This window comes from Anaerovibrio lipolyticus DSM 3074 (assembly GCF_900141865.1).
GTDB lineage: Bacteria > Bacillota > Negativicutes > Selenomonadales > Selenomonadaceae > Anaerovibrio > Anaerovibrio lipolyticus.
On sequence record NZ_FQYW01000004.1, the window covers coordinates 60,061 to 78,530 of the forward strand.

Below are 18,470 nucleotides of genomic sequence, written 5' to 3' on the forward strand. Positions count from 1 at the left end.
TTTTACCTCATTGAACCTAGCCTATATAAGTTGGCAGATTTACAAAAACATTTGTGAAATACTCCACCATAATTCTGAGCATCCAAGGACCAAAAATCAATATGGCCACAAATACTGCCACAATTTTTGGAATAAAGGCCAAGGTCTGCTCCTGAATGGAGGTGGTAGCCTGGAATACGCTGACCATCAGACCAACAGCCAGGCCTAGTCCCAGCATTGGGGCAGATACCAAAAGTACCACCCTTAAGGCCTCCTGGGCCATCTGTATTACAAGATCTCCTGACACTTAATCATCCCCTAATGAAAACTTATTATCAAGGACTTTATCAGCAAGTGCCATCCATCCACCAGAACGAACAGCAATATCTTAAACGGCAATGAAATCATTACCGGCGGCAGCATCATCATACCCATGGACATGAGGGTACTAGCTACAATCATATCTATTACGATAAATGGAATATAAATCATAAAGCCCAGCTGAAATGCTGTCTTTAGCTCACTTATCATAAAGGCCGGAATTAATGTAAAGGTGGATACTTCCTCTGGGCCGTTTGGCCGAGGAGCATCAGCCAGATTTACAAACATAGCCAGATCAGCTTCCCTGGTCTGCTTGAACATAAACTCTCTGATAGGCTCCACCACATTATCAAGGGCCTCCTCCTGGGTTATCTGCCCAGCCAAGTATGGCTGAAGGCCATTTTCATAGCCCTGATTCCAGTAAGGTGCCATTATATAAAATGTAAGAAATAAGGATAATCCTATTATTACCATGTTTGGCGGTGTTGTCTGTGTGGACATGGCGTTACGCAAAAATCCAAGGACAACAACAATCCTGATAAAGGCTGTAGTCATTATCAGAATTGAAGGAGCGATGGACAAAATGGTCAATACCGCCATGAGCTGCAGAGTCACTGCAACATCCTGAGGATTATCCGAAGATCCAACATCAATATTCACATTAGGAATAAGAGGTGCCGCACTGGCATCTCCTACAAATAAAAAAAAGAAAAGCAGGCTTCCTCCTACTAAGAGTAGCCGCTGCAGCTTTGTCAAGCCTCACAACCCCTATCTTCTGCGATTCAAACCATCACGAATAAACGATGGAACCCTCTTGGTCAGCTCATCCAAGGATGACAGCTGGCTGGCAAACATTCCTGTTTCTATTGGCTGAACAACTGACTGTCTCCTAAGCCGTTCGATTTCTTCAGGATCAGTCACTTCACCCAACAGGGTAACCTGCTGGTCCGTAACACCCAGCATCAAAATTTTTCCTGCCAACTCAACAACACATACTGATTTATGTGGCCCCAGGGGTAAATGCTCCAACATTCTGCCGCCATTATTATTGACACTCTGTCCAAATCTGCCGCCTAAAAATTTAGACGCAAAATATGCCATGACAACCACAAAGGCAAACACAACCACAAGGCTGATAACGTATGCCAATGTCGACCACCATGACATTTGAGAAGGTTTTGGATCGGCATTCTCATATCCAGACAGATAGCCACCGCCACCTGCTGAATCAGCTGCCGCCAGACAATCTGGCGACAGCACTGATAACACCAATATAAAAATACATAGGACAGATGCCATGGAGCAGAAACGTCTCCAGTCAATCATCAGCCAACTGCTTTACGAACAGCTTCAAGAACACGGTCAGCCTGGAAAGGCTTTACGATAAAGTCGCGGGCACCGGCCTGAATAGCCTCGATAACCATTGCCTGCTGGCCCATAGCGGAGCACATAACGATCTTTGCGTTAGGGTCAATCTTTCTGATTTCCTTAACTGCGCTGATGCCATCCATCTCTGGCATAGTGATATCCATAGTGGTAAGGTCTGGCTTCAGCTCCTGATACTTTTCAAGTGCCTTGGCGCCATTCTCTGCCTCGCCAACTACTTCATATCCATTCTTGGATAAAATATCTTTTACCATCATTCTCATGAATGCTGCATCATCAACTACTAATACTCTTACTGCCATTTGTCATCTCTCCTCATCAAATATTCTCATATTTTGAATTGAAATTATACTTACCTTAGTACACTTTATTATATCTTAATCAACGAGATTTAACAAGTATTACTGTTTTGTAACACATCCATGGAATTACAGACTCTGTACTCTTTCCATAGGACTTACAATCTCCGTAATACGAACGCCAAAGTTCTCGTCAATTACAACAACTTCGCCCTTGGCTGTGAGCTGACCATTTACATGAATGTCAACTGGCTCACCGGCCAATTTGTCCAGCTCGATAATCGAACCAGTGGAGAATTCCAAAATCTCCTTAATAGACTTTTTGGCACGTCCCAATTCAACAGTAACCTGCAATGGAACATCCTGAATGAGGCTGATATTTGCTGTATTGGCCACGGTAGGTTCGTTGGTCAAAGGAGCAAACTGTGCGCTCTGTACTGGAACTCCGGCACCAACCACAGCAGAATTTGCATACTGTGCTGGTGGAGCGTACATTGGCTGTGGTGTAGCCATCATCTGAGGTGGTGGCGGTGCCATTGGGGCCGCCTGAGGTGGTGGTGGAGGTGGTGCAGCCGCTGGAGCTGGTGCTGGTGTTGGTGCAGGAGCTGCCGCTGGGGCAGGTGCTGCTGGTGCTGGAGCAGGCTCCGGTTCTGGCTCTTCCTCTGGCTGAGCTCCTCCATTCATAAGGAACTCTACCATTTCCTTAGCCACATCTACTGGAAGTATCTGCATGATCTCACTATCAATAAGACCATCAACCTCCATACGGAAGGATATCTTCGCCACTGGCTCACTCTGGCTGAGGAGCTCAGTGACTTCACTGTTTTCCTCCATACCAAAGTCTACCAAATTTACCCTTGGTGGTGAAATATCAATCTTCTTGTTGAACATGGTAGACAATGAGGTAGCAACTGTACCCATCATCTGGTTCATGGATTCACCCACCGCACTCATGTGAATCTCAGTGAGTTCTCCAGGTGGGTTAAGACCATCACCGCCCATCATCAAATCGGCAATGATGGAAGCATCCTGGGCCTGAATGGCCAGAATATTGTTGCCATTGATACCAATTACATATCCTACCTCGACTATTAAGTAAGGCATTGGGTACTCATCCTTGATGAGCTGCATGGTAGCCATGGAAACAGTAGGAGTGGTAATGTTTACCTTGTGGCCAAGGAGTACGGACAAGGTTGTGGCCGCACTGCCCATGGAAATATTACCAATCTCTCCTAAAGCATCTTTCTCTATATCTGAAAGCATGCCATCAACATCTGCTCCAGCATCGGAAGGAGCCGGTGCCGCCTCAGTAGTAGGCTCTGGATCACTGCTTTCAGAAGATCCGCCGCCGCCATTCATCAGCGCATCTATCTCCTCCTGTGTAAGCATATCACCCATTAGTGCCTTCATCTCCTTCCGTCTTAATCAATTTCGTAATCTGCACCGCAGATCGTTTGCCGGATGTACCCGGCCGACACAAGAATTTTGTGTCGCTTCCTATAATACATTTCAGCTCGTCATCAACCTTGGTATCCAGCTGTAAAACATCACCATAGCTTAATGACAGGAATTCACGAACTGAAATATCGAATTGTCCCATCTGAACTATAACAGGAACCTTTGTCCTCCTAAGCTTCTCTCTGATAATATCAGTATTTTCAGGATGATCCTCCTTGCTGACATTAGCAGATACCCAGAAGGTTGTGGTCAGCTTGGACATGATAGGCTCCAGTACAAGGTATGGAATACAAATATTTAAGAAGCCTTCTACTGAACCAATCTGTGTCTTCAGCGTAATGATAACAACCATGTCACTAGGTGGTACAATCTGAGCAAACTGAGGGTTTGACTCCATTGCCTCCATCTTAGGATTAAACTGAACAACATTGAACCACGCTTCTCTGAGATGTCCCAAAGCCTTATCAAAAATTCTTCTGATAACGGCCTCCTCTATCTCAGTGAGTACCCGGGGCTTAATGGTATTATCTCCTTGACCGCCAAATACACGGTCTATAATTGAAAACGCAATACCAGAGTTCATCTCCAAAATAATATTCCCCTTAAGAGGCGGTACTGCCAATATTCCAATAACACTAGGGTTTGAAAGCGATTGGACAAATTCCTGATATGTCAACTGCTCAACTGACACAACCTCTACAGATACCAATGCACGCAAGTAGGTGGACAGGTACGTATTAAATAGGCGTGCAAAGTTGTCATGCAGCATATTTAATGTTCTAATCTGATCTTTAGAGAACTTATCTGGACGCTTGAAGTCGTAAGTTTTAACCTTTTTCTGGTTCTCTTCCTTCTTCATCTCCTCAGCGTCGGCTTCACCAGAAGCGAACTGGGCCAGTAGTTTATCTATTTCAGATTGTGAGAGTACATCATCTGCCAAGCTTCATCCCCCTTTCCTTCTCAAGATATATATAATGTAACATTTTTACTGAAGCATAAAGCTGGTGATGTAAACATCATAAACACTGCCCTCGCCGAGAGCCTTGTTTACCTCACTCTTAATCTTGGCCTTCAAATCGTCCTGCTTGTTGGCATCGAGCTCCTCGATCTTTACAGTACGAAGAATCTGCAGGGTGGAGTCCATAATCTTGGTTTCAGCCATAGGGACGAGCTTGCCCTCTTTTACGACCTCCTCCTTCTCAGGATTCAGCTCCATAACTACACCGACCTTCAAAAATCTGCTGGCCTTAATGCCACCAACATTGACAATCATACCTTCCTTGGGATCGCCGAGCTTAACAAAAACGCCAGGGTCGTGATTCTTTACTTCACCACCTGCTACGTTAGAGCCGTTGGACATCACCTGAGTGGTAATGAAAAAGGAAATACCGCCGGCCAGTATCAAGCCAAAAAGAATAAGAACTACTACAATAATGATAGGGAACTTCTTACTTTTGCCACCTGCTTCGGGAGCCGGTTCCTCGATCTTTTCTTCATCAGCCATTCTATGTCACTCCTTCATTTTTTATCTATACCATTGACGAGAATCCTTTCTCATCAAAATATATTCAATATTAATATTTTACCAATTCTATGGCAAAATACAACTACTTATTTAAACCAGGCTCTCTTATACTTTACCACCTGGCGGACAACCTCTTCCATTGGTTCCTCAACGATAATCTTCTTGCCATTGGTGAGGGTAATAACAGTATCTGGTGTTTCCTCTATTGTCTCAATTATTTCAGCATTAAGTACAAATTCTGCTTTTTGTTTTTTTTCTGAATTAAATCTTGTAAGCTTAATCATAACTAAGCTCCCCCTTAGAACATTGTAATACTTATTGGCAGGTGTAGGAAGCACCTGCCAATAAATATTTGAAAAACCCTTTTAAAGTCCTAATTACTAAGACCTATTTATTATCTCTTCATGTTGATGAGGTTCTCCAGCATCTCGTCGGATACGGTTATAATCTTGGAGTTGGACTGGAAACCACGCTGGGTGATAATCATGTTACTGAATTCCTCGGCCACATCTACATTGGACATTTCCAGTGCAGAGGCAGTAATGGTAGCACCAAAGCCGCCTGCAGTACCAATATTTGGAGTACCGGAGTTATTTGACTCAACATAGAGAGAATTACCCTTCTTGGTAAGACCAGGAGCATTGGTAAACTGGGCTACGGCAATCTGGGCCTCCTTACGAAGCACGCCATTGGTATATGTGCCTACTACAGTACCTGACTCATCAATAGTTACAGTATCCAGTGTACCGGAAGCATAGCCATCAGCCTCTGCGTTAATGGTGCTGGAATTAGCATACTGGGTAAGCTTGTCAAAGGTAATTGCCACAGTCTGACCAGCCGCACCATTACCATTGGAATAAGCTAATGTCAAAGAAGCACTACCAGAATCAAAAGCTCCTGTTTCCTTGAATTTAATCTCAGCATTAGGCATAGTCAAGGTAGTTATGGAACCATCCTCCTCTTTAATCGTAGCTTGGGCTAATCTAGCAGACCAGGTATTAGCAGCAGTTTTTTCAACAGTTATAGGAACAACGTGAGCAGACCCCAATGAATCATAAACTTTAACCGTTGTAGACAACGGAATACTATTATTCTTATTATACGTTCCAGATGTTACTGTCTGAGTAGTGCCATCCGACATAGTAAGAACCGCCGCAATATAACTAGAGGTGCCGCCTACCGTTACTGTGTTGAGTCCAGTTGTCTGATTGCCATCACTATCAGTGGCTGAAATTGCTGTAATAGTCGGTGCAGTAGCATTAAGATTATTAATATAATCAGCTTTTTTCGTTGCAGAAGATGGCATAGTCTTACCGGCGCGAATCTGAATAGACGAGGTAGCACCGTTGGTATTAATTGAATTATGCTCAGTGGCAGAAGCGTTCATATACCCCTGAACATAAAGGCCCTCTGCGTTGACCAGATTACCTTCAGCATCAAAGTTAAAAGCACCATTACGGGTATAGAAGGTCTGATTGCCCTGCTTTACTACGAAAAGGGCATTACCGGAAAGGCACAAATCGGTGTTTATACCGGTGCTCTGTACGGAGCCGTCCTTGAAGTTTACATCAATGGCGGAAATCTTGGAACCAAGACCGATCTGCTTAGGGTTGGTACCACCAGTGGTGCCGGAGGCCTGGGAAGCAGCGGTAAGGGTCTGGCTAAGGGAATCCTCAAAGTTTACACGGGAGGATTTAAAACCAGTGGTGTTTACATTGGAAATATTGTTACCGATAACATCCATACGAGTCTGATGATTTTTAAGACCGGAAACGCCGGAAAAAAGTGAACGCATCATAATGAATCAATCTCCTTTTCTTGTTCTGATGCGGCTGTGTGGTAAAGGACATCTGTCATTCCGTCCTTTAAGCTCTCCATATAGGTCCAAGCTTACAATATGGCCGCACTGTCAATATTCGTAAAAATGTTTTCCTTTGCACTTGATCCATCCATGGCGGTAATTACAGTCCTGTTGGCGACACTGACAACTAAAGCGGCATCATTCATATAGATAACGGATTCCTTAGCTCCCTTTTCAGCCATCCTGGCTACCGTGTCATCCAACTTCGCAAGGTCTTCTTCACTGAAATTCAGATTACGGTCATTGAGTCTCTGAATTGCATGATTTGAAAACATCACCTTGTTGGAGCTTTCCTTTAACAAGCTGGCAAAGGATGCTCCCTTGTTAACTGCTGAACCAGCATTGGTTCGGCGACTATTGAGACTGGAATTTTCCACTGGCAAAATGGGTTGTGACGGAAAATAAATTCGTGGGTCACTCATATTCTGCCTCCAATACTTTTATACACCATCGCCTACACGAGTTATATGTGCTATGTCGACCTTGGTGGACATATCTGTACCATCCGGGCCCTTTACAGTTGCAAGGACGGAGGTTTTGCCATCGGTAACACTTACACCGCTAACCTTGCCCTCATAGAAGGTTTTACCATCAGCGGACCACTGAATATTTTTGCCAATCATGCCACTAAGCTGCCCCACCAATACGGAGGAATCGATGTTTTCCACCAGAGAATAAACATCACCCAGCTTGGATGCTACGTTGGTCATCTGCTCCAAGGAGGAATACTGGGCCAGCTGTGCCAAATATTCGGTGTTGTCCATTGGAGAAAGGGGATCCTGATACTGCATCTGGGTTACCAACAGGGAAAGGAATGCGTCCTTGTCCAGCTCGTTCTTCTTGCCAACCTCAGAGGCCTTCACACCCTGGGTGGACTTGTAGGTTTCCAGATCATAGGTCTTGCCATCTACAGTAATGGTATTTAATGAATTTGCCATATATTTCTCTCCTTTCTAAAATTTTATACTGCGTAATCAACGCCATCGGAAATCTTATTGCCCTCGCTGTCGCGAATAACCTCGGTGGCCTTGTTTACCGGCTCTGCTGCAAGATTCTCCACATCATCCTCAAAATCCTTCAGATCAATCTGCTGGCTTCTGACATTCTGCTGTTCCTGCTGCTGCTGATAATAGCCCTGGCTCTGTCCCTCTGGTAGCTGTCCATCGGAAAGACCGGTCTGTACTTCTACACTGTCAACCTTGATGCCCTGCTCGTTCAGCTCCTTCTGTAGCTGAATCATTGAGGTTTCAAGCATTGCCCTAACTTGAGCGTTATCAGTGTGGAAGGTGGCAGTTACACCGCCGTTGCTGTTTACGGCAACCTTCAGAGTCAAATCACCAAGATGTCTTGGATTCAGCTTGATTACCATTTCGGTGTTTTCAGCATTACGGAGAAGTCTAGCCTGCTCCACAATCTGCTGATTAATCTGATAATCAGCTCTGGTCTGGCTCACGTTCTGCTGACCCGGAATCTGGGCTGTATTGTCAGCGGTCTGGGTCTGAACATTGGAAACATTTGCGGCTTGGGCTGCATCCATACGGTTGGTGAAGGTTGTTTCTTCACTTTCTGCTGGCTGAGCCTGTGGTACCGCCATGGTCTCTGTTTCTGTTGCCTGTGGTAAGCCCTGCTGGGACTGCTGTCCATCTGGATTTAAGCCCTGCTTGGCATCATTACCAGCTACCACCTGAGTCTGCTGACCAATGAGATTGTTCATATCCTCCACAGTAGTTTTCTGAGGAGCCGTTTCAACAGCCTTTGTTTCCTGTGCTACAACCCTGCCGGACAAAACTGCCAGCAGCTGCTGTTCCTTGGTCATATCTCCTGAATTCATTACCTGGGAGCCATCTGGTGCGGTTACCTTTTCCACTGGCTGTACTGGCTTTAACAGTGCCTCAATGGACTTAGGCTGGTGCATCTCTGACTGCTTCACCTGTGGCTGAGTATTTTCACTTTGAGCCATTGGCTGTGCCTCTGCCTCGGTTACTACAGCATCATTAACCACCACATTTGTCTTTGCAGTATCCTGAGCCTTTGCCTCAGTCTGAATGGACTGCTGCTGGAGCTGAGTAGCTGCTGTTGGCTGCTGTAATTCCTGGGCTGCTGCGCTAACCTCTGGTGCTGTGGTATCCACCTGCGCCATCTGCTGAACCGGCTGCTCCAATGCCACTGAAGCTGCCTCAGTCTGCACTTGCTGAGTGGAAGTTGTCAGTTCTGCTAGTGGAAGCTGAACCACAGTGGCAGCCACTGCTTCGGCTGTCATTTCCTCTGCTGTCTCATCCACCACCTCAGCTACTGCCTCTTTGGCATCAGCACCTGTTGTGGTATCAGCATTTTCAGAGCTTTTCTGCACTGCTTTTTCGGCTGCAGGATTTTCTACAGCCTCCTTGGCAGCCTGGGCCAGCTTGTCATCCTTTGCTACATCCTTAGTAGCATCATTGGTGGCGTCCTTGGTAACGTCCTTCAGCTCAGATGAGAAGTCCTTGCCCTGCTTGCCAGTGGATGCCTTGCGGCCCTCAAAGGCAGTGTTGACATTTTTCTGCTGAACATTGGCCTGTGGCGCAGCGGGTGCAGCGGTAAAGAGATTTGTACTTACATTTGTTCCCATGAATTCACCTCCTTAAAAAAATGAATAATATATATGGAAGGCACCGTATTAGTGCTTAACCATCAAGATTATTTTATCAAAAGAAGATTAAATCATAATTAAGAAAGATTATTAATTGATTAATTATATCCTTATTCGGGATTACCACTCTGATTCTGCCCAGGCTGTGGTGGATTCTGCATAACACGCTTTGGTGCGCCGTTATACATAATCTTGGTTATATTGGCTGCCCGGTCCGTATCAAACTTGGTGAGAACCTGAGATACCTGGGACTCGTCCATACGCTGAAGGATGGATATAACAATATCATCATCCATGGATTCCAATATCTTGGCAGCTTCCTCTGGCTTCATTTCGTTGTAGAGACGGGCCAGCTTGGAAACACGTTTCTTTTCTGCAGCCTGTCTTTCCTTGGTCTGCTTTTCTATTTCCTCCTTGGAAAGAACCACTGGCTTGGACTTGGTTTTAGCATCAGCCTTCTTGTCATCCTTCTTGGTTTCGGTACGCTTTTCCGCCTCATCCACAGATGACTCACCATCTTCTACCGGTCTTACAAAATATTCTCCTATAATCGGCAGCTCATAAAGACCATATTTTTCATTAGCTTCATTGGTGTCAATGATTCTGAAATAGATGCCTAAAAAGAAGCCAGCAATGATTATTATAAACAGCACCAGGGCTATCAGAAGAAACTTCAATATTTTTTTGAATTTACTTGGCTTTTTCCCAGCTTCGCCGTTCTGATTCTCGTCCATTAAATCCACCCTATATATCTATTATCGATAAATATCCAGTACCTTATTTACATAATTTTGGGTCTCAATATACGGAGGAACCCCACCATAATCCTTAACGGCCTGAGGACCGGCATTGTATGCGGCCACGGCCTTCTTCACATCCCCATTGAAGGTATCAAGCATTTCCTTTATATACTTGGCACCACCATCAATGTTCTGCTGCTTGTTATATGGGTCAACGCCCAAAGCTGCAGCAGTGTCCGGCATAAGCTGCATAATGCCAACAGCTCCTGCAGAGGATACGGCCTCCTGATTGCCACCGGATTCAGTCTGGGCAATGGCTGCCACAAGACGCGGATCAACATGATACTTGGAGGCAGCTTCATTTATAAGTGCAGAGGTATCTCCTCCAAAGGAGGTGGCCTCCACCTTGGTGCCACTAAAATCCTTGGTAGGGTCCAGCTTGCCCTCCGCTGCCTTCAGCTCTGCAGCAAAGGAGTTTTTCCCGGAAGCATTGGCATTGTAGGCAGGCTTGCTGATACCAAATCTATCATTAAGTTCATTAATGCGCTGGACAACGCTTTCCAGCCCTTCTATTCTCATCATATTAAATCACCTTTACATATACAGATGTGTTAACCCATATTTCGGAAATAGAGCTGACCGCCGATTTCATCCAGCACCTTCTGTTCCTCAAAGAGAACCTCAGCCATGTATTGCTGGAACCGTTTTTCCTTCAGCTGTTCAATGCTCTTAAGCTTATTCATTATCTTCACCAGCTCTGCCATGCGTTTCTGCCTTTCCGCCTGACATTCCATAATGTAATGCTGCTGTTGTTCTATCTGTTCTCGCTTATAGTTGAAGAAGCTGTTATAGGTCATCAGCGTTCCCACGGTGATGGTTCCCTTGCTGGTAAGGGCATCGTAATCCTTATGCCCCTGGGCCATCTGCTCCAGCAATTCCTCCAGGTGATGTCTTGCTTCTTCAACCTTTTTGGTGGCGGTGGCCAGTTCAACCTGGGCCTGGTCCTTATTCATTTTGGTAACCTTCAGAAGGGTTTCCAACTGGAACCGAAACTTTTTCATGTTTCACTGCCTCCACCGTCTATACTAAATGGCTTCCAATCTCTCTATGGTTTCATCGAAGCTCTGAACCTCGAATACCCCCTGACAAAGGAAGTCATTTATGGCATCTATTTTCTGTATGGCTTCGTCAATTTTCGGGCTGGAGCCCTTGACGTAAGCACCAATGTGTATCAAATCCTCGGCATCCTTATATACTGCCATAAGGGCCCTTAGCTTTCGGTTGGCCTCCATGTGTTCATCCGGCACAACGGCTGACATTACACGGGATACGCTGGCTAATACATCTATGGCTGGGAAGTGGTTCTGGGCCGCAATATTTCTTGAAAGCACAATATGACCATCCAGAATACTTCGCACCGCATCGGCTATTGGCTCATTCATATCATCACCATCAACCAGTACAGTATAAATCCCGGTTATGGAACCCTTTTCACTGGTACCGGCTCTCTCCAAAAGTCTTGGGAGAAGGGCGAATACTGACGGTGTATAGCCTCTTGTGGCTGGTGGCTCACCAACGGTAAGTCCCACCTCGCGCTGTGCCATGGCAAATCGGGTTACTGAGTCCATCATAAGGATAACCTTACGGCCTCTGTCGCGGAAATACTCCGCAATAGCAGTGGCTGTCATGGCACCTTTGATGCGCACCAGTGCAGGCTTATCTGATGTAGCTACTACTACTACAGAACGCTTTAAGCCCTCTTCACCCAAATCACGCTCGATAAACTCCTTTACCTCACGGCCACGCTCCCCCACCAGTGATATTACACTGATGTCGGCTTCGGTATTACGGGCTATCATGGACAGAAGGGTGGATTTACCAACACCACTGCCGGCCATAATACCAATTCGCTGGCCCTGTCCCATGGTTATAAGGCCATCAATGGCCCTTACACCAACATAAAGGGACTCCTTGATAACCGGCCTGTCAAGAGGGGCCGGCGGATCAGCCTGTAGGGGATATTCCTCCTTGCAAAGGATAGGACCCTTGCCATCTATAGGATTTCCCAGGCCATCGATTACCCTCCCCAAAAGCTCCGGGCCAACCTTGACTTGGAGAACCTTTTGGGCGGATACAACCTCACAGCCTGGTCCGATACCCTTGGAATCACCCAAAGGCATGAGAAGAACCTTACCATCCCGAAAGCCTACTACTTCAGAAGGAACTGGCTCCACATCGGGAAAATGCGACTTAACATAGCACAATTCCCCCATGCTGACATTTGGTCCCTGGCACTCAATAACCAGACCAACCATCTGTACCACCTTGCCTATCATACGCATAGGCTTGCTGTTTTCAACTGCGTTAGTAAACTTTTTCAGGTTGATTTCCATTATTTCATAACATCCCTAATAGACTGCTCAATTACTTCAAGCTGAGTGCTCAGCCTGGCATCTATAGTTCCATTAGGTGACTCAACAACCACATCACCTAATTTCAAGGTTTCATCGGATTCAATGGTCAGCTCACACTTTCCCTCCATGGTGGTAAGGTAATCGGAGCGGGCCATAAGCACCAATTCATAGGCCTCAGGGCAAACCCTGACAGTAATCTGGGGCTGGTCCTTGACCTTTTCGATGGCATTTTGCACCAATGGCAACACCATCTGTGGTATATCAATAAAATGCTGGGGAATGACTTTATTGGCAATTTCAATGACCATTTCAGCAATGGTATTTTCTGCCTTTGTTACATAACCAAGAGCCTCCTGCTGGGCCACCTTTATGGTGTTCTCAGCTTTGGCATTGGCATCAACAATGATATGTTGCTGTTCCTCTTTGATCTGCTCCATGCCCTCCTGACGGCCGGCTTCAATGCCTTCCTGTCTTCCGGCTTCCCTAGCTTCATCTTTTATCTTATCCGCCTGGGTGGTAGCTTCAGAAATAATTTTCTCTGCCTCAACCCGGGCTTCCTGTCTTGTGATCTCACTGGCTATTTCAGCATCCTTGAGCTTTTGAATGGCCGCCTCCTCCTTACGGCGGATGTTGGCCAACATATTTTCACGAGCTTCTTCGCTCATCTCCGGAGAATCTTCTTCCGCCTGCTCCTTGGGACGCTCAAACTTGGGAGTCTCCACTATATGGGGATCATCCTTCCAGACTACACCTTTCAGCACCCTAGACAATCATTTCGTCACCCTTTCCACGGGAAATAACAATCTCGCCCTTTTCTTCCAGACGACGGATGACATTTACGATACGCTGCTGAGCTTCCTCAACGTCGCGAATCTTAACAGGGCCCATGAACTCGATTTCTTCACGCAGCATATCGCCGGCACGCTTGGACATATTCTTGAAGACCTTGCCCTGAACATCGGAATTGGTAGCCTTGAGGGCCAAGGAAAGGTCCTTGGTATCCACCTCGCGGAGTACCATCTGAAGGGAACGGTCGTCGATCATTACAATGTCCTCGAATACGAACATGAGCTTCTTGATTTCCTCGGTGAGCTCTGGGTTGTCCACTTCCAGGGCATCCACGATACCCTTCTCTGTAGCACGGTCTACACGGTTCAGCACTTCTACGATAGCCTTTACACCACCGGCATCGGTGAAGTCCTGAGTTACCAGAGCAGACAGCTTGCGCTCCAAAACTCTTTCCACCTCACGGAGTACATCCGGTGATGTACGGTCCATGATGGCAATTCTCTTGGCAACCTCAGCCTGCCGCTCTGCCGGAAGTGAGGACAGAATGGTAGCAGCCTGATCCGGATCAAGATAGGCCATAATCAGGGCTATGGTCTGAGGATGCTCATTTTGAATAAAGTTTAACAGCTGGCTTGGGTCAGTCTTATGCAGGAAGTCAAATGGACGCACCTGAAGGCTGGTAGTAAGACGACTGATTATAGCAGACGCCTTTTCGGAGCCCAGGGCTTTTTCCAGTACGCTCTGTGCATATTCCAGACCACCGGAGGACAAGTAGCTCTTGGCCATGGCCATCTGATAAAATTCACTGATTACGGCTCTTTTCTGTTCTGGAGAAATCTGCTTCTGATTGGCAATTTCCAATGTAAGCTTTTCAATTTCTTCATCGTTCATATGCTTGAACAGCATGGCAGAATATTCTGGGCCGAGGGTTATAAACAAAATCGCAGCTTTTTGCTGATTTGTCATTTCTGGTTCTTTATCACCATACATATCCATAGTCTTTAGTCCTCCGACAGCCAAGTCTTAACAAGCAAAGCAATCTCGGCAGGTTTGGTACGGATGAGTTCCTCGATAACTTGGCGCTCGTTGATATGTTCCTGCTCCTCTGGAGTGAGCTCGTCCGGCTCAACAGTACCAGCTTCAATAGCAGCAGCACGTTCTGCTTCCAAACGCAATCTCTCTTCCTCTTCCAGTCTTGCCTGTTCCTCGGCAGCCTCCCTTGCCAAACGCTCCTTTTCCCGCTTTCTTCTGATATAGAAGCCAACGATAAGAGCAATTATCAGGAGTATCAGGCCGATGGCAATATACATATTTCTGGCCTGACGATCCCTTTCTGCCTGTTCCTCAGCTGCGCGTCTATCAGCCAGTTCAGTGCTGAATGGCAATGGCTCAACGGACACTGTGTCGCCACGTTCCGGATTGATACCAACGGCAGAGGATACAGAACGGGAAATGCTTTCCTGCTGGGCAGGAGTAATATCGTCATTTACCAGAACGGCAATATTTACACGCTTAATGGAGCCAGGTGAAGCAATGGTCTTTGCCTTGGCTTCGTTAATTTCGTAGTTCTTGGTGGTTTCCTTTTTGGCATACTCAGCATTGGAATTATTCTCAGTAGCCACATACCCCGGTACGTTGGACTGTGTACCAGCTGGACCACCTGGAGCATTGGAGGTACCATTATATGACTCATTGACAGTCTGCTCACTGCGAATAATACCAGAATCATCTACTACAGGAGTAAATGTCTGAGTGTCAGTCTGACGCTGGTCAAAGTCAAGCTCCACATTGACACGGACATAGGAACGTCCCTCGCCCAAGGCCTGATCCAGCATGGTCTGAACGTCCTTCTGCATACGGTCCTGAACCTTGCGGGTCATTTCCAGCTGAGTCATGGTCTTGACGCTTACGTTATTTTCCTCTTCATCATCTGGATCGTTGAGAATTTTACCAGTTTCGTCGACTACAGTAATATTTTCAGGCGAAAGACCCTGGATACTGTTGGAAGCCAGGTTAACAATGCCCTTTATTTCTTTTTTGTTTAACTGAGTGTTTGCCTTCAGCTTCAGCATAATGGATGCTGTTGCTGGTTTTTCATTCTTCTTATAAAGGCTGTCCTCCGGGAGTACAATATGTACTCTGGCCTTCTCTACAGCCTCAATCTGTTCAATAGTACGGGTCAGCTCGCCCTGCAACGCCTGGAGATAGTTGACCTTGTTCTGGAACTCGGTAACGCCCAGCTTGCTATCATCAAATATCTCAAAACCCTTGTTACCATGAGGAAGTCCCTCGGTAGCAAGTTGCAGTCTGGCTTCATGAACATTGGCAGAGGGAACCAAAATCGTGGTGCCCTGCTTAGTCTCCTGAACCTCGTATTCTATTTTGTCTTCCTTGAGCTTTGCCGCTACTTCGCCAGCATCCTTTGTTTCCATATTTGTAAACAGTGGAACCATATCAGGCTTGCCGCCATACATGAAGCTGGCACCAATAATCAGAAGCACCAGCAGTACAATACCGCCGATGGCCAAATAACGCTGTTTTTTAGTGGTTTTTTCCCAAAGCTGAAGGTATTTTTCTTTCCACTCGCCCATTATCTCAATCCCTTCGCTGTGTTTTGCCTAATTTTATCAAGTAATTATACCTGCATACGCATAATTTCCTGATAAGCTTCCACAGCTCTGTTACGAACTTGAAGGGTAAGCTGTAGTGCAATATCAGCCTTTTCAGCTGCCACTACAACCTGAGATATATCTTCTACCTGGCCGGCTGCCAGCAGGGCATTCATCTTCTCTGATTCGTGTTCCAAGGAATTTACCTTGCCCAAGGCATCCCCAAGATATTCTCCAAAGGTCTTGACTACAGGAGCTTCCTGGGTCTCACCCAAATGACTCTCAGCATGCATAGAAACCGGAGTCATTTTTAATGCTTCTATCTGCATCATGTCACATCATTTATTTGCTGATACTCAAGGCCTGTGTAGCCATACTCTTCGCTGCGTTAATGGTAGTAACATTGGCCTCATAAGCGCGGGAGGCAGTAATCATATCTACCATTTCATTTACAATATTAACATTTGGCAACTCAACATAACCATCTGCATTTGCATCGGGATGTCCCGGATCATATACCAGCTTGCCCTGGCTTGGATCCTCCTGAATAGCCACAGCGCGAACGCCATCGCCACTTTTTTTGCCAAATTCAGACTTGGAAATTTCACCGGAGAGAACTCTGGCAAAATTCTTGTTGTGCATTTCTCTAGGTTCAAATACCACGAACTTACGCTTGAACGGTGTACCATTCTCAGTACGGGTAGTATTAACATTAGCAATGTTGTTGGATATAACATCCATTCTGAGACGCTCAGCTGTCAAACCAGAAGCAGCCGCATCTATGCCACCAAACATACTCATAAGCTGTTCTCCATTCTGTAATACATATAATGAAAGAATTTAATTATTTGCTATTTTACTTGCTGGTAATGGTAGTCTTCAGCTTCTGAATAAAGCTGCCCATTTCCTTGGTCATGGCATTATAATAAATCTGGTTCTTGGCCATATTTGCCATTTCCTTATCAATATCAACATTATTCTTATCTGTTCTCATTGTGGTACTTTCGTCCATAACAACAGTAGCCTCTGCCCGCTCCCTCATAGGAATAGGCAAATGGCGGTCATGGGTACGCACCATTTCAAGACCCAGCTTTTTATCCAGGCCCATTTCCTTGGCCAACAGACTTTCAAATACAACGTCGCTTTTCTTAAACTTAGGAGTATTTACGTTGGCTATATTGTTACTGATTACTTCATGTCTGAGGTTTGCTGCTGACATACCTCGGGACAGATAATCCATAGTAGAAGTATTAAAAATCTGGTCCAACATGGGGTCATATCCTCCTAAAAAAATTATCTTATAACGCAATTAGGCACAATTCGATATATTACTACAATTCTACATATAATTAAAAAATCCTTGTCTATTCTAACATATTTATTGGGAATCAAGAAGATTTTTTCATACTTTTTCCATAAATTACGAGGAAATGTGACTATTGTCCACCATACTTTATAACTAGTTTTAGTTAATTTTAATTATATTTTTTCTAAAAAAAATAACAAGGAGATTGTAACCTAAAGATAACAAGCTCCTTGCTATTAAAATCGTCACTAATGATAACAATCCATTGCCATCATTCAGCTTCTTTTGCCAATTCTTCAATACCCTTCCACAGATACTCATTCAGTACCTTAATATGAGTTCCCTTCATTCCCTGGGACTTTGGTTCAACAACACCAGCAGACTCCAGCTTGCGAAGGGCATTAACGATTACGGAACGGGTAATATCCAGGTTAGCGGCAATCTTGGAGGCGTTAACGGCGCCATCCTTGCCTCCCAGTTCACGGAAGATTTCTATAGTGGCAAGTGCTTCAGATATGGACAAAGTTCCCAGAGCCATGCGGACATTTTCCTTCTTCTGAGTCTCTTCCTGATTTTTTCTGGAACGATCATGGAGCATTTCCATACCCACTACGGCTGCACTGTACTCTGCCAGGAGAAGGTCATCATTGGTAAAATCCTCATTGTATCGTGCCACCACCAGGGTACCAATACGCTCACCTACGCCATAAATAGGAACAATGGTGGTATTCTTTCCATGGAACTTGCACTTGGTCTCACTGTCATCCACAAAAGCACAGAGACCGGACTTGGAACGAAGGTTGGCAGAGGTCTCATCAATCTTGTTGAGCCAGTTTACATAATGGCGTGGGAATTTTCCCACAGCCACTACATTGTCAACCATCAAATCGCATTCAAAATCATCCTGAAACGCATAGCCATAAATACTGCCATCTGTATCTACAATATATACATTTGCATCAATAACATTGCTGAGCACCGTGGCAATTTCCTTGTATTCTACATTGTGGAACCGCTGCAATACTCTGTTAATTTTTCTTGTTCTCTCCAAAAGAGTAGCCATACTCTTTTACCTCCTAGTTAATTTTATCTTTTTCCTTTTTAGTGCAATTTATTTTACCACAAAAAACAAAAATAATCACATAAAATTGTGATTA

Annotated in this window: 23 protein-coding genes; all 23 read right to left on the minus strand. The window is 45.3% G+C overall.

The window, feature by feature from the left end:
- Positions 1–16 precede the first annotated feature (16 nt).
- Positions 17–286 (minus strand): flagellar biosynthesis protein FliQ, encoded by a 270-nt coding sequence (fliQ, locus tag B6K08_RS01415; protein WP_039205764.1) that lies wholly within the window; start codon positions 284–286, stop codon positions 17–19.
- An 11-nt stretch (positions 287–297) separates the two neighbouring features.
- Positions 298–1,047, minus strand: coding sequence for a flagellar type III secretion system pore protein FliP (fliP, locus tag B6K08_RS01420; protein WP_027397518.1), 750 nt, complete (start codon positions 1,045–1,047; stop codon positions 298–300).
- Positions 1,048–1,068: 21 nt separating this feature from the next.
- Positions 1,069–1,626, minus strand: a complete 558-nt coding sequence (fliO, locus tag B6K08_RS01425; RefSeq protein WP_071997196.1) for a flagellar biosynthetic protein FliO — start codon at positions 1,624–1,626, stop codon at positions 1,069–1,071.
- Positions 1,626–1,988, minus strand: coding sequence for a response regulator (locus tag B6K08_RS01430; protein WP_027397516.1), 363 nt, complete (start codon positions 1,986–1,988; stop codon positions 1,626–1,628). The genes fliO and B6K08_RS01430 overlap by 1 nt, the downstream gene beginning before the upstream one ends.
- 126 nt (positions 1,989–2,114) lie before the next feature.
- Positions 2,115–3,383: a flagellar motor switch phosphatase FliY gene (fliY, locus tag B6K08_RS01435; protein WP_039205762.1), complete on the minus strand. Its 1,269-nt coding sequence runs from the start codon at positions 3,381–3,383 to the stop codon at positions 2,115–2,117.
- On the minus strand, positions 3,376–4,383 hold the full coding sequence (fliM, locus tag B6K08_RS01440; protein ID WP_039205760.1) for a flagellar motor switch protein FliM: 1,008 nt from the start codon (positions 4,381–4,383) through the stop codon (positions 3,376–3,378). Before fliM ends, fliY begins: the two co-directional genes overlap by 8 nt.
- Positions 4,384–4,428: 45 nt before the next feature.
- Positions 4,429–4,947, minus strand: coding sequence for a flagellar basal body-associated FliL family protein (locus B6K08_RS01445; protein WP_027397513.1), 519 nt, complete (start codon positions 4,945–4,947; stop codon positions 4,429–4,431).
- A gap of 107 nt (positions 4,948–5,054) precedes the next feature.
- The gene (locus tag B6K08_RS01450) at positions 5,055–5,252 is read right to left on the minus strand and encodes a flagellar FlbD family protein (protein WP_027407324.1); all 198 of its coding nucleotides are present in this window, start codon (positions 5,250–5,252) and stop codon (positions 5,055–5,057) included.
- A 110-nt stretch (positions 5,253–5,362) separates the two neighbouring features.
- Positions 5,363–6,766 carry a flagellar hook protein FlgE gene (locus B6K08_RS01455; RefSeq protein ID WP_039205758.1) on the minus strand — a complete coding sequence of 468 codons (1,404 nt, stop codon included), beginning with the start codon at positions 6,764–6,766 and terminating at the stop codon, positions 5,363–5,365.
- Between the two features lie 92 nt (positions 6,767–6,858).
- Positions 6,859–7,251, minus strand: coding sequence for a TIGR02530 family flagellar biosynthesis protein (locus B6K08_RS01460; protein WP_039205756.1), 393 nt, complete (start codon positions 7,249–7,251; stop codon positions 6,859–6,861).
- A gap of 18 nt (positions 7,252–7,269) precedes the next feature.
- Complete coding sequence (locus B6K08_RS01465) at positions 7,270–7,767, minus strand: flagellar hook capping FlgD N-terminal domain-containing protein (RefSeq protein WP_039205755.1); 498 nt, start codon at positions 7,765–7,767, stop codon at positions 7,270–7,272.
- A 23-nt stretch (positions 7,768–7,790) separates the two neighbouring features.
- Positions 7,791–9,434, minus strand: coding sequence for a flagellar hook-length control protein FliK (locus B6K08_RS01470; protein ID WP_052211692.1), 1,644 nt, complete (start codon positions 9,432–9,434; stop codon positions 7,791–7,793).
- Positions 9,435–9,565: 131 nt separating this feature from the next.
- Positions 9,566–10,189: a MotE family protein gene (locus B6K08_RS01475; protein WP_052211690.1), complete on the minus strand. Its 624-nt coding sequence runs from the start codon at positions 10,187–10,189 to the stop codon at positions 9,566–9,568.
- Between the two features lie 21 nt (positions 10,190–10,210).
- Positions 10,211–10,777, minus strand: a complete 567-nt coding sequence (locus B6K08_RS01480; protein WP_039205753.1) for a lytic transglycosylase domain-containing protein — start codon at positions 10,775–10,777, stop codon at positions 10,211–10,213.
- 29 nt (positions 10,778–10,806) lie between these two features.
- Entirely contained in the window at positions 10,807–11,256 is a 450-nt protein-coding gene (gene fliJ / locus B6K08_RS01485) for a flagellar export protein FliJ (RefSeq protein ID WP_039205752.1), read from the minus strand.
- Between the two features lie 24 nt (positions 11,257–11,280).
- On the minus strand, positions 11,281–12,588 hold the full coding sequence (fliI, locus tag B6K08_RS01490; protein ID WP_039205750.1) for a flagellar protein export ATPase FliI: 1,308 nt from the start codon (positions 12,586–12,588) through the stop codon (positions 11,281–11,283).
- Entirely contained in the window at positions 12,588–13,370 is a 783-nt protein-coding gene (locus B6K08_RS01495; RefSeq protein WP_159446664.1) for a FliH/SctL family protein, read from the minus strand. Before B6K08_RS01495 ends, fliI begins: the two co-directional genes overlap by 1 nt.
- Before the next feature lies 1 nt (position 13,371).
- Positions 13,372–14,388 carry a flagellar motor switch protein FliG gene (gene fliG / locus B6K08_RS01500; protein ID WP_080325252.1) on the minus strand — a complete coding sequence of 339 codons (1,017 nt, stop codon included), beginning with the start codon at positions 14,386–14,388 and terminating at the stop codon, positions 13,372–13,374.
- Positions 14,389–14,399: 11 nt separating this feature from the next.
- Positions 14,400–15,989 carry a flagellar basal-body MS-ring/collar protein FliF gene (gene fliF / locus B6K08_RS01505; RefSeq protein WP_039207815.1) on the minus strand — a complete coding sequence of 530 codons (1,590 nt, stop codon included), beginning with the start codon at positions 15,987–15,989 and terminating at the stop codon, positions 14,400–14,402.
- A 44-nt stretch (positions 15,990–16,033) separates the two neighbouring features.
- Positions 16,034–16,336, minus strand: coding sequence for a flagellar hook-basal body complex protein FliE (gene fliE, locus B6K08_RS01510; RefSeq protein WP_039207813.1), 303 nt, complete (start codon positions 16,334–16,336; stop codon positions 16,034–16,036).
- Between the two features lie 13 nt (positions 16,337–16,349).
- Entirely contained in the window at positions 16,350–16,808 is a 459-nt protein-coding gene (gene flgC, locus B6K08_RS01515) for a flagellar basal body rod protein FlgC (protein ID WP_027397500.1), read from the minus strand.
- A 55-nt stretch (positions 16,809–16,863) separates the two neighbouring features.
- Entirely contained in the window at positions 16,864–17,277 is a 414-nt protein-coding gene (gene flgB / locus B6K08_RS01520; protein WP_027397499.1) for a flagellar basal body rod protein FlgB, read from the minus strand.
- A 307-nt stretch (positions 17,278–17,584) separates the two neighbouring features.
- The gene (gene codY / locus B6K08_RS01525; RefSeq protein WP_027397498.1) at positions 17,585–18,376 is read right to left on the minus strand and encodes a GTP-sensing pleiotropic transcriptional regulator CodY; all 792 of its coding nucleotides are present in this window, start codon (positions 18,374–18,376) and stop codon (positions 17,585–17,587) included.
- Positions 18,377–18,470: the final 94 nt, after the last annotated feature.

Bases quoted from the DNA above. Each gene is read 5' to 3' on its own strand.
- B6K08_RS01470 (WP_052211692.1), bottom strand. From the start codon at position 9,434: ATGGGAACAAATGTAAGTACAAATCTCTTTACCGCTGCACCCGCTGCG.
- B6K08_RS01475 (WP_052211690.1), bottom strand. From the start codon at position 10,189: ATGGACGAGAATCAGAACGGCGAAGCTGGGAAAAAGCCAAGTAAATTC.
- fliJ (WP_039205752.1), bottom strand. From the start codon at position 11,256: ATGAAAAAGTTTCGGTTCCAGTTGGAAACCCTTCTGAAGGTTACCAAA.
- fliY (WP_039205762.1), bottom strand. From the start codon at position 3,383: ATGGGTGATATGCTTACACAGGAGGAGATAGATGCGCTGATGAATGGC.
- B6K08_RS01430 (WP_027397516.1), bottom strand. From the start codon at position 1,988: ATGGCAGTAAGAGTATTAGTAGTTGATGATGCAGCATTCATGAGAATG.
- B6K08_RS01465 (WP_039205755.1), bottom strand. From the start codon at position 7,767: ATGGCAAATTCATTAAATACCATTACTGTAGATGGCAAGACCTATGAT.
- fliG (WP_080325252.1), bottom strand. From the start codon at position 14,388: ATGTATGGTGATAAAGAACCAGAAATGACAAATCAGCAAAAAGCTGCG.
- flgC (WP_027397500.1), bottom strand. From the start codon at position 16,808: ATGAGTATGTTTGGTGGCATAGATGCGGCTGCTTCTGGTTTGACAGCT.
- B6K08_RS01445 (WP_027397513.1), bottom strand. From the start codon at position 4,947: ATGGCTGATGAAGAAAAGATCGAGGAACCGGCTCCCGAAGCAGGTGGC.
- fliF (WP_039207815.1), bottom strand. From the start codon at position 15,989: ATGGGCGAGTGGAAAGAAAAATACCTTCAGCTTTGGGAAAAAACCACT.
- B6K08_RS01455 (WP_039205758.1), bottom strand. From the start codon at position 6,766: ATGATGCGTTCACTTTTTTCCGGCGTTTCCGGTCTTAAAAATCATCAG.
- flgB (WP_027397499.1), bottom strand. From the start codon at position 17,277: ATGTTGGACCAGATTTTTAATACTTCTACTATGGATTATCTGTCCCGA.
- B6K08_RS01450 (WP_027407324.1), bottom strand. From the start codon at position 5,252: ATGATTAAGCTTACAAGATTTAATTCAGAAAAAAAACAAAAAGCAGAA.
- B6K08_RS01460 (WP_039205756.1), bottom strand. From the start codon at position 7,251: ATGAGTGACCCACGAATTTATTTTCCGTCACAACCCATTTTGCCAGTG.
- codY (WP_027397498.1), bottom strand. From the start codon at position 18,376: ATGGCTACTCTTTTGGAGAGAACAAGAAAAATTAACAGAGTATTGCAG.
- B6K08_RS01480 (WP_039205753.1), bottom strand. From the start codon at position 10,777: ATGATGAGAATAGAAGGGCTGGAAAGCGTTGTCCAGCGCATTAATGAA.
- fliO (WP_071997196.1), bottom strand. From the start codon at position 1,626: ATGATTGACTGGAGACGTTTCTGCTCCATGGCATCTGTCCTATGTATT.
- fliE (WP_039207813.1), bottom strand. From the start codon at position 16,336: ATGCAGATAGAAGCATTAAAAATGACTCCGGTTTCTATGCATGCTGAG.
- fliI (WP_039205750.1), bottom strand. From the start codon at position 12,588: ATGGAAATCAACCTGAAAAAGTTTACTAACGCAGTTGAAAACAGCAAG.